The 9,336-nt window shown below is 63.5% G+C and carries 11 protein-coding genes; 6 read left to right on the top strand and 5 right to left on the bottom strand.

The annotated features are described in order from the left end of the window. Positions 1-88: 88 nt before the first annotated feature. The 3 genes from ACE03M_RS08615 to ACE03M_RS08605 all read right to left on the bottom strand — a co-directional run bounded on the left by ACE03M_RS08615 (position 89) and on the right by ACE03M_RS08605 (position 1,603). On the bottom strand, positions 89-247 hold the full coding sequence (locus ACE03M_RS08615) for a hypothetical protein (protein WP_186293113.1): 159 nt from the start codon (positions 245-247) through the stop codon (positions 89-91). Positions 248-460: 213 nt separating this feature from the next. Next, entirely contained in the window at positions 461-619 is a 159-nt protein-coding gene (locus ACE03M_RS08610; RefSeq protein WP_186293113.1) for a hypothetical protein, read from the bottom strand. A gap of 183 nt (positions 620-802) precedes the next feature. Then, a complete protein-coding gene (locus ACE03M_RS08605) occupies positions 803-1,603 on the bottom strand; it encodes an SDR family oxidoreductase (protein ID WP_143923120.1) in 801 nt (266 codons plus the stop codon). Positions 1,604-1,723: 120 nt separating this feature from the next. On the opposite strand from ACE03M_RS08605, the gene ACE03M_RS08600 reads away from it, so the two are divergent. Further along, entirely contained in the window at positions 1,724-2,305 is a 582-nt protein-coding gene (locus ACE03M_RS08600; protein WP_485933564.1) for a DUF1990 family protein, read from the top strand. Here the strand turns inward: ACE03M_RS08600 and ACE03M_RS08595 are convergent. Then, on the bottom strand, positions 2,302-3,213 hold the full coding sequence (locus ACE03M_RS08595; protein ID WP_143923118.1) for an aldo/keto reductase: 912 nt from the start codon (positions 3,211-3,213) through the stop codon (positions 2,302-2,304). The two genes, ACE03M_RS08600 and ACE03M_RS08595, sit on opposite strands and share 4 nt — an antisense overlap. A 118-nt stretch (positions 3,214-3,331) precedes the next feature. Here ACE03M_RS08595 and ACE03M_RS08590 point away from each other — a divergent pair, with 118 nt between their 5' ends. Together ACE03M_RS08590 and ACE03M_RS08585 are read left to right on the top strand one after the other, a co-directional pair. Next, positions 3,332-3,913 (top strand): TetR/AcrR family transcriptional regulator, encoded by a 582-nt coding sequence (locus ACE03M_RS08590; protein ID WP_260848147.1) that lies wholly within the window; start codon positions 3,332-3,334, stop codon positions 3,911-3,913. Next, entirely contained in the window at positions 3,910-4,746 is an 837-nt protein-coding gene (locus ACE03M_RS08585; protein WP_143923116.1) for a phosphotransferase family protein, read from the top strand. Before ACE03M_RS08590 ends, ACE03M_RS08585 begins: the two co-directional genes overlap by 4 nt. Positions 4,747-4,806: 60 nt before the next feature. On the opposite strand, the gene ACE03M_RS08580 is transcribed toward ACE03M_RS08585, so the two are convergent. After that, positions 4,807-5,712 (bottom strand): LysR substrate-binding domain-containing protein, encoded by a 906-nt coding sequence (locus ACE03M_RS08580; protein ID WP_485933561.1) that lies wholly within the window; start codon positions 5,710-5,712, stop codon positions 4,807-4,809. A 162-nt stretch (positions 5,713-5,874) separates the two neighbouring features. Between ACE03M_RS08580 and ACE03M_RS08575 the strand changes: the two genes are divergently transcribed. The 3 genes from ACE03M_RS08575 to fabG all read left to right on the top strand — a co-directional run bounded on the left by ACE03M_RS08575 (position 5,875) and on the right by fabG (position 9,268). Then, complete coding sequence (locus tag ACE03M_RS08575) at positions 5,875-7,155, top strand: CaiB/BaiF CoA transferase family protein (RefSeq protein ID WP_485933560.1); 1,281 nt, start codon at positions 5,875-5,877, stop codon at positions 7,153-7,155. A gap of 100 nt (positions 7,156-7,255) precedes the next feature. After that, positions 7,256-8,419: an acyl-CoA dehydrogenase family protein gene (locus tag ACE03M_RS08570; protein ID WP_485933559.1), complete on the top strand. Its 1,164-nt coding sequence runs from the start codon at positions 7,256-7,258 to the stop codon at positions 8,417-8,419. Positions 8,420-8,470: 51 nt separating this feature from the next. After that, positions 8,471-9,268 (top strand): 3-oxoacyl-ACP reductase FabG, encoded by a 798-nt coding sequence (gene fabG / locus ACE03M_RS08565; RefSeq protein WP_485933558.1) that lies wholly within the window; start codon positions 8,471-8,473, stop codon positions 9,266-9,268. Positions 9,269-9,336 lie beyond the last annotated feature (68 nt).

Below are 9,336 nucleotides of genomic sequence, written 5' to 3'. Positions count from 1 at the left end.
CATTCCTCCACAGTCAATTCAGCCAGAGGGGCCGATTCTCCTCAGCGAACGAGGAGAATCAGGCCTTTCTGCCCGGCGAAGAACCGCATCAGATCTCGGCAAGGTCCTTGCCCTTGGTCTCCGGCAGCAGAACCATGGCGGTGACCGTGCCGAGACACAGCAGGATCACCCACCCGCTGGAGAGCCAACTGAGATCGAGCGAATTGAACAGCCCGTTGAGATAGGGCGCCGCAGAATCTGCCGCCACGCGGCAGGACAGCCCGCCTCAGACCTTCCGCGCTGAACACCTGCCTGTGGCGGAGTGACGGTTTCTTGTCGCGGAGTGACGGTTTTGATGTGGAGGAATGGTCGCCAAAACACGGTTCGGGCGACCATTCCTCCACAGTCAATTCAGGCAGAGGGGCCGATTCTCCTCAGCGAACGAGGAGAATCAGGCCTTTCTGCCCGGCGAAGAACCGCATCAGATCTCGGCAAGGTCCTTGCCCTTGGTCTCCGGCAGCAGAACCATGGCGGTGACCGTGCCGAGACACAGCAGGATCACCCACCCGCTGGAGAGCCAACTGAGATCGAGCGAATTGAACAGCCCGTTGAGATAGGGCGCCGCAGAATCTGCCGCCACGCGGCAGGACAGCCCGCCTCAGACCTTCCGCGCTGAACACCTGCCTGTGGCGGAGTGACGGTTTCTTGTCGCGGAGTGACGGTTTTGATGTGGAGGAATGGTCGCCAAAACACGGTTCGGGCGACCATTCCTCCACAGTCAATTCAGGCAGAGGGGCCGATTCTCCTCAGCGAACGAGGAGAATCAGGCGCTGCCGCCGGCGGTGATGACTCCCCCATCGGCGGTGAGCACCTGGGCGGTGATCCAGTCGGCATCCGAGGACGCCAGGTAGGCCACGGCAGCGGCGATGTCCTCGGGAGTTCCGAGACGCTTGGCCGGGTAAGCAGAGGAGACTTCCTCTTCCTTGCCTTCATAGAGTGCGGTGGCGAAGTTCGTCTTCACCACGGCCGGGGCGACGGCGTTGACCCTGATGTCGGGACCGAGCTCGACGGCCAGTGATCGAGTCAGATGCGAGACCGCTGCCTTCGAGATGCCGTAGAAGGAGATACCCGGGCTCGGCCGATCCCCAGCGACGGAGGAGATGCTCACCACCCGCCCCTTATTCTCGCGGAAGCCCAGCTTCTCGTGATGGACTGCCTCCTGCACCCAGGCGAGCGTGCCGATGACGTTGACGTCGAGGATCTTGCGAGCGGCATCGAGGTCAAGGTCGATGAGCGGACCGTAGACCGGGTTGATGCCTACGTTCGTGACCAGCACATCGAGTCGACCGAACTTCTCCGCGATCGTGTCATAGACCTCCGCGCGGTGCTTGGCGTCATCGGACTTCCCGGCAATGGCCAGGGCAGTGCCTTCGGGGAACTGCGCGACCGCCTCGGCGAGGGCCTCGGGTTTGCGGGCGGTGAGGATGACGGTGGCACCCTCTGCCTGCAGCCGCTTGGCGATGCCGAGTCCGATTCCACGACTGGCACCGGTGATGAGTGCGACCTGACCGGCGAATCGCGCGCCGAGGTGGGCCTGGTCTTGGGTGCTGGCGTGTTCTGTCATGCGTGAACTCCATCGTCCGTCGAGTTAACCGAGCGTTCGCTCAGTGCTGTGTTTGTATCGTAGGCAGGAGCGACCGACAATCACAAGGACGAGTTGGCCGGCAGCATCAGGAGATGACGGATGAATCGATTGAAGCAGACCCTCGACCTGGGCCCGGCCGAGGTGCTCCCGATGGCAAGGGAGGCGATCCTGACGTGGAAGCTGCAGGAGTCTGCCGGTGTCATCGCGCGTCCGGTCCGTCGTGTTCAAGTCGGTCAGGTCGTGAATCTCTGGCTCAATCCGACCTGGCCGCTGCCTGCACCTCGTCTGCGCGGACGCGAGCTCACAGTTCCGGTCGGATCCTGCGAAGTCATCGAGGTAATCGACGCAGAATCTGCAGCGGGTTTCGTCTATCGCACTCTGCCCGGGCACCTCGAGTCTGGGGAGCAGACGTTCCTCGTGTCCGTCGGTTCGGACGGTCGCCTCGGTGTCTCCATCACTTCGGAATCCGTTCCCGGACGCCCGCTGTTGAAAGCCGCCGCGCCGATGTCCCTCGCAGCGCAGAAGATGATGGCTCTGCGATATGTGGTCGGCCTGAAGAGGATGCTGCAGCAGGCAAGCGTGCGCGGGACCGACCGTCAACCTGCGGCTCAATCCGCTATGACCCCTGTCGCCGAGGCGGTCGCAGCATCCACCCGGACCGGCACTCGCCGCTCGGGCTAGTCAAGTTGGTCGAGCTTGCCGGGCCAGTCGAACTGGTCGAGCTGATCCATGACCTCGGCGGAGAGTTCGATCGCACTGACAGCGAGGTTCTCCCTCAGGTGAGCAATGGAAGTGGTGCCGGGAACCAGTACGGTATTCGCCGCATGGTGCAGCAGCCACGCCAAGCCGAGCTGCGCCGGTGTGATGCCCAATGTTGCCGCTATGTCACGAACGACAGGATGCGAACCGACCTTCGCGATACCCGGCTGCGCTCCTCCCAGAGGGAAGAACGGCATCCACACCACCCCGTTGTCGGCACACGCACGGAGAATCGGTTCGTCGCCGCGATCGACGAGGCTGAAGTTGTTCTGCACGGCAGCGATCACCCCGAGAACTGCCTCATCGAGGGAGTCGCCGGTGATGCCACTGAGCCCGATGTGACCGATCTTGCCCTCAGCCCGCAGCTGTTCCAGCTCCGCCAGCTGGTCGTCCAATGCGACCAGCTGGTCACCCTCCGCAGTGATTCCGGGCCCCGCATCGAGACGACGCAGGAAGAGCAGATCGATGTATTCGACACCGAGACTTCGCAGATTATCTTCGACACCCGCTCGCAACTGGTGCGGCTTCTGCGCCGGACGGAGCGGGATCGCACCCGCCGGATCGTATTCGGCCCCGACTTTCGTCGACATCACGATCTCTTCATCGTCCGTCAGCGCTCGCCGCAGAATGTCGTTGACGAACCCGTCACCGTAGAAATGAGCGGTGTCGATCACCCCCACCCCTTCGTCGACTGCTCGCCGAACCACCCCGATCGCTGCCTGCGGATCATCGCCGAGGCGCTCAAGCTGCATGGTCCCGTATCCGACCTTGGAGATGGTGAGACCGGCGAGCTCGATCGTTGCGTCGCGTCTCGTTTCGGCGGTGCTCATGAGAGCCTCCTATGTGATAATCATCGGTGAGCGGAGGTTCCTCCGCTTTGTGGACACCACGCTACCGGAGTGTCCTCCGTTTATGAATCCTGAATCCGACCCAATCCCAGGAGCACCCATGCGGGCCGACGCACTCCGCAACCGCAGCAAAATCCTCGCCGCGGCTCGCGATGCCTACTCAGACGGGGACGCCGGTGCGTCACTGGACGCCATCGCGCGGGCCGCAGGAGTCGGCATCGGAACCCTCTATCGCCATTTCCCCACCCGCGAGGCACTCGTTGATGCCCTCTACGCGACAGAGTTGGACGCGGTCATCGCAGCCGCTCCGAGCCTCCTTGAGGACTACCCCGCCGACAGGGCACTGCACATCTGGGCGGGACGTTACTTCCAATTCGTGGAGCTCAAGCACGGAATGTTCGAAACGCTGCGTTCAGGATGGGCCGCCGGCACCATCGCCACCCCGGACACGCGCTCACGCGTGACTGAAACAATCGCCGCCTTCCTCTCGGCAGGAAGCAACGCCGGCGTGCTTCGCAATGATGTCGACGCAAAGGACGTCACGGCTTCGCTCATAGGAATCCAACTTGGCCACGCCGTCGCCGGGGATTCTCCCGCTCAGCGCGAACGCCTCCTCGATCTGCTTCTCGACGGACTCGCGACCGGAGCAGCACACTCCCAGTCGCAGAACCCAACAGTATGAGAAGCGCTCCGCTCAGCGCAGATGCCGTCAGGCTGGTCCGCAGCGCATCCCGCCTTCTCGGGCGAGAGCTGACGTTCCTTCAAGAGTTCACAGGCGGTCAGCACGCAACCACCCTGCTGGCGACCGACGGAGAGACAGAATACGTCGTCCGCGCCTTCCCTGCCCATGACGATTCGGCCGTCAGGGAAGCTGAGATCCTCAACCGGATATCAGCACTGGGTGATTGGGTTCCCCGACTGATCGCAGTCAGCGATGATCTGCGCGATCCCGTCATTGTGACCTCACGGGTCGCCGGCACTGCACCCTACCGCGAGCTGTCACCAGCAGTGATCGCCACAGAGATGGCGGCGGCACTGGTGCGGATCCATGCACTCGACGGCAGCGGGCTGAGACCCACTCCTGCAGAGCCTCCGCATGGACATTCTGCTCTTGGACTCCGTGCTCAGCGAGAATGGGATTGTCTGGACATGCGTGATCCAGTACTCACTCACTCAGACTTCTGGTGCGGGAATGCACTATGGGAGGCAGGCGGGCTCGCCGGAGTCGTCGACTGGTCGGGTGCACGCCGAGGTCCGCGCGGAGTCGATATGGCGTGGTGCCGACAGGACCTTGTGCTCCTCGGCTCCCCCGAGGCTGCCGGACTCTTCCTCGAGGAGTACGAACGACTGCTGGGCCGCCCGATCAGCGATATCCACGCCTGGGATGTGCAAGCCGCAGCTCGAGCCCACGACCGTGTTGAGACCTGGTTGCCCAACTACCTCGGCATCGGTCGGACCGAGATGACCTCAAGGATCCTGCGGCAGAGGCTCGATGCGTGGAACGCGACACTCTGACGCAGCCCGACGATGGGCGCCGCACCACGAGGCAAGGCGCATCGAGGCAACACGCGACACTCACTCTGTTACGACTGTGGGCAGAACCTCCTCCGCGAGGGCGAGCACTGCCTCCAGCGACGATTTGCCATGATCGGTCCGGTGCGCCAGGTACAGAGTCGAGGGATCCTGCTCGACATCGAGGGGTACGGCCACGGTTCCGGCCTCACGCGTATTCGCCGAGACCGAGTCGAAGGTGATCGAGATACCCAGTCCTGCTGCAACAAGGGCTCCGATCGTCTGCGAATCCGGAGCCGCCTGAGCCAGGCGAGGCGTGAAACCTGCCTCGTGGCACAGCCGTAGGGTGTTTTCTCGCAGCGTCGAGCTGGGATGGGCAGGCAGGGTGATGAAGTCTTCGTCAGCAAGTTCATCCACGCGCAGGGAGGAACGTTCTGCCAGCCGATGGCCTTCGGGCAGGGCGGCGCACAGGCGCTCGATCATGACCGGTCGCCCCGTCACCCCCGGCGGCTGCTTGTCCCATCGGACCAAGGCGAGATCGAGGGTTCCCTCGACCAGCCTGGCCAGGCCCTCCTCAGCGAAGACGTTGGACTCGAGGCTGAAGACGATGCCCGGACTCCGCCCTCGCGAGGCTGTCACCAGGGCAGCCGCCAGAGCTCGTGAGGATGACCTGGCGAAGCCGAAGCTGATGCGCCCGGTCTCCCCCGCTGCCGCCCGCTGGACGGAATCGACGGCAAGACTCTGGTATTCGAGCATTTTTCTCGCAGGTTCGATCAGCGCCTCACCCTCCGGCGAGAGCCTCACATTCCGAGTCGTGCGCTGAAACAGGGAGACCCCGAGCTCGTCCTCGAGGGCGCGGATCGTGCGACTCAGCGGAGGTTGGAGCACACCCAGCCGCGCAGCGGCACGGCCGAAGTGCAGCTCCTCGGCGACGGCGAGAAAGGAACGCACCTGCTGAATCTCCATCATGTTCTGCTCTCCATCTACCGACGACCGCACACGGATCCTGCATTCGCTTAAATACCAATACAGATAACAATCACTTCTCATTATTACTTACATTGCTATATTGTGGGGTGAAACACTCTGAGGAACCTCAGAGTCGAGCAGAATCACCGGGAGCGTTCATAGATGAATGGTGAGACCACCGCGACCCAGGCACCGCTGGATCTCAAAGAGTCGGATCTCCAAGGGTCGGATCACGGTCAGGAACCGCAGGATCCCACTGAGTGTGAGGGAGAGCAGGCCGCGTCCATCGCCGATTTCCTCCCACGCGCTGGCAACGGTCCCCTCTCGGGCCAAATCGTCGTTGATTTCTCCCGTGTCCTCGCCGGCCCCTATTCCACGATGATGCTCGCCGACCTCGGCGCCACGGTCATCAAGGTCGAAGGCCCGGGCGGTGACGACACGAGGAATTGGAGCCCACCGGTCCGCGACGACGATGCCACCTACTATCTGTCGATCAATCGGAACAAGTTCGACATCGTGCTCGACTTCTCCGATGCCGATGACCTCGAGATCGCCCAGAAGCTCGCTGCCAGAGCCGACATCGTCGTCGAGAACTTCAAACCGGGCGGCTTGAAGAAGTTCGGCCTCGACTACGACTCGGTCAAGGACGCCAACGCTGAAGTCATCTATGCCTCTGTCACGGGCTTCGGCGCGCACAATGCGCTGCCCGGCTACGATCTGCTCGTCCAGGCCATGTCCGGGTTCATGAGCGTCACCGGCAGTCCCGACGGTTCCCCCTACCGTGCCGGCGTCGCGGTCTTCGACGTCATCACCGGTCTGCACACAACGATCGGGATCATGGCCGCAATCCAGCACAAGAACCTCACCGGCGAGGGTCAGCTGGTCGAAACCAACCTCATGTCCTCAGCGATGTCGGGCCTGGCGAACCAGTCCGGAGCCTATGCCGCCGCAGGTGTGACACCGACGCGCATGGGCAACGCCCACCCCAGCCTCTACCCGTACCAACCGATGGCCACGAAGGACGGCGAACTCATCGTCGCCGCGGCCAACGACGGTCAGTTCGCCGCCCTCGCCAAGGCCCTCGGGCGGCCAGACTGGGCCGAGGACGAACGCTTCGCAAAGGCCAAGACCCGCAACGCCAACCGTGACGAACTCGAACCCGAACTACTCGTTGCCCTGCAGCAACATACGGCTCAGGAATGGTTTGAGAAGCTCACGGCCGTGGGCCTGCCCTGCGCCCCGATCAACTCGATCTCCCAGGGAGTCGAGCGCGCCCGGGACCTCGGCCTCGACCCGATCGTCGAGACCGGTCAAGGCGAGCGCATCATTCCCACGATCCGCAACCCGATCCGACTGGCGAAGTCCGAGGTCTCCTACGACCTCGCACCACCGGAGCTCGGGGCCGACTCCGATCAGGTCCGCGCCTGGATCGACAGCCTCTAGCACCACCTCGGCGACGAAGGGCACCGCTCCCACCTCGGCGACAGCAACACCACCACCGACAACTTCACAGCACCACCTCACCACACAAGGAGAGCGAAGCATGGATACTTCGGAACTGGATGACGTCCTCTCGATCGTGCGCGAATTCGTCCGCGAGAAGGTCGTCCCCATCGAACTCGATATCGAGGCCGACGACGCCATCCCGGAGGCGATCATCAAGGAATCCGCCGACATGGGGCTCTTCGGCTGGGCGCTGCCCGAGGAGTACGGCGGGCTGGGCATGAATGCCGAACAGGATGCGCAGTTGGCAATGGAGCTCGGCTATACGACACCGGCGTTCCGGTCCGTCTTCGGCACGAACAACGGCATCGCCGGGCAGGTCCTGGTCAACTACGGCACCGACGAGCAGAAGAGCGAATGGCTGCCGCGGCTGACCTCGGGCGATGTCGTCGCCTCCTTCGCTCTGACCGAATCCGAGGCCGGATCCGATCCCTCGGGCATGCGCACCAGAGCCGTGCGCGAGGGCGAGGACTACGTCATCAACGGCAGCAAGCGCTTCATCACCAACGCCGAGTCCTCCGACGTGCTCATGGTCTTCGCCCGCACCGACCCGAACGCGCGGGGATCGAAGGGCATCTCCGTCTTCCTCGTCCCGACGAAGACGGCCGGCGTCACGGTCGGAACCCATGACAACAAGATGGGCCAGGCCGGCGCCTGGACCTCGGAGATCTTCTTCGACGACGTCCGTGTGCCCGCCGCCAACCTCATCGGCGGTGAGGAAGAGAAGGGCTTCTACGCCGCGATGGCCTCGCTGAACAAGGGCCGCCTGCACATCGCCGCGATCTGCGTCGGCCAGGCCACCCGCATCCTCGACGAGTCCGTGAACTATGCCGCCGAGGCGAAACAGGGTGGAGAGCCCATCGCCCGGTTCCAGCTGGTCCAGGCCATGCTCGCCGATATCTACACCGAGGTCGCCGCCGCCAAGGCTCTCGTACTCGCCGCTGCGAAACGCTGGGATGCCGATGAGGACCGGAAGCTCGGCCCCAGCTCTGCAAAGCTCTTCGCCTCAGAGGCTCTGGGTCGCATCGCCGACAAGGGTGTGCAGATCCAAGGCGGAACGGGCTACATGCGTGAGTCCGCCGTGGAACGCTTCTACCGCCATGCTCGCCTGTTCCGCATCTATGAGGGCACCTCGGAAGTCCAGCGCGTCGTCGTTGCCCGGCAGCTGCTCAAGGGCGCCCACAAACCACAGTTCAACCTGTAGCTCGCCTGCACACTGAGAAGACACATCCACACGCAAAGAAAGTAGGACCTGATGACCGACGCACCAGCCACCACCGCCCCCACTGCCCAAGGCATCTCCGAGATCCCCGGCCTGCTCACCGGCAAGGTCGCCGTGGTCACCGGCGGCGCCCAGGGACTCGGCCTGGCAATGGCCCGAAGCCTCGTCAACTCCGGAGCCAAGGTCGTCCTCGGCGATATGAACGAGGAGAGCCTGCAGTCGGCCGTAGCTGAACTCGGCGGACCCGACTCTGCCGCCGGGGTCGTGTGCAATGTGGCCTCTCTGGAGAACACACAGAAGCTCGCCGATGCGGCAACGACGACCTTCGGCGGCGTCGATATCTGGGTCAACAATGCCGGAATCACCCGCGACGCGACGATTCGCAAGATGAGCGAGAAGGAGTTCGACGACGTCATCTCCGTCCACCTGCGCGGCACCTGGAACGGACTCAAGGTCGCCACCGGTGTCATGCGCGAACAGGACCGCGGAGGGGCGATCGTCAACGTCTCCTCCATCAGCGGCAAGGTCGGCATGCTCGGTCAGTCGAACTACTCGGCGGCGAAGGCCGGCATCGTCGGCATGACCAAAGCCGTGGCCAAGGAGGTCGCATTCAAGGGCATCCGCATCAATGCGATCCAGCCCGGCTTCATCAACACCGCGATGACCGCGGCAATGCCCCAGCACGCGATCGATTCGAAGCTCGCCGAGATCCCGCTGGGCCGTCCCGGAGAACCCGAAGAGGTTGCTTCAGTGGTGCTGTTCCTCGCCTCCGGCCTGTCCAGCTACCTCACCGGCACAGTCACCGAGATCTCCGGCGGACGCCACATCTGATCTCGCCGACGCCGCCCGTTCTCACCTGAGGCAGAATGCTGCCTGCACCTTCGCCGAGGTGACCCCCC

This window comes from Brevibacterium sp. AGC70, from assembly GCF_057334195.1.
This window is presented reverse-complemented; position numbering and strand designations above follow the sequence as displayed.

Coding starts and splice junctions, on each gene's coding strand:
- ACE03M_RS08605 (WP_143923120.1), bottom strand. CDS start 1,603: ATGACAGAACACGCCAGCACCCAAGACCAGGCCCACCTCGGCGCGCGA.
- ACE03M_RS08600 (WP_485933564.1), top strand. CDS start 1,724: ATGAATCGATTGAAGCAGACCCTCGACCTGGGCCCGGCCGAGGTGCTC.
- ACE03M_RS08595 (WP_143923118.1), bottom strand. CDS start 3,213: ATGAGCACCGCCGAAACGAGACGCGACGCAACGATCGAGCTCGCCGGT.
- ACE03M_RS08590 (WP_260848147.1), top strand. CDS start 3,332: ATGCGGGCCGACGCACTCCGCAACCGCAGCAAAATCCTCGCCGCGGCT.
- ACE03M_RS08585 (WP_143923116.1), top strand. CDS start 3,910: ATGAGAAGCGCTCCGCTCAGCGCAGATGCCGTCAGGCTGGTCCGCAGC.
- ACE03M_RS08580 (WP_485933561.1), bottom strand. CDS start 5,712: ATGATGGAGATTCAGCAGGTGCGTTCCTTTCTCGCCGTCGCCGAGGAG.
- ACE03M_RS08575 (WP_485933560.1), top strand. CDS start 5,875: ATGAATGGTGAGACCACCGCGACCCAGGCACCGCTGGATCTCAAAGAG.
- ACE03M_RS08570 (WP_485933559.1), top strand. CDS start 7,256: ATGGATACTTCGGAACTGGATGACGTCCTCTCGATCGTGCGCGAATTC.
- fabG (WP_485933558.1), top strand. CDS start 8,471: ATGACCGACGCACCAGCCACCACCGCCCCCACTGCCCAAGGCATCTCC.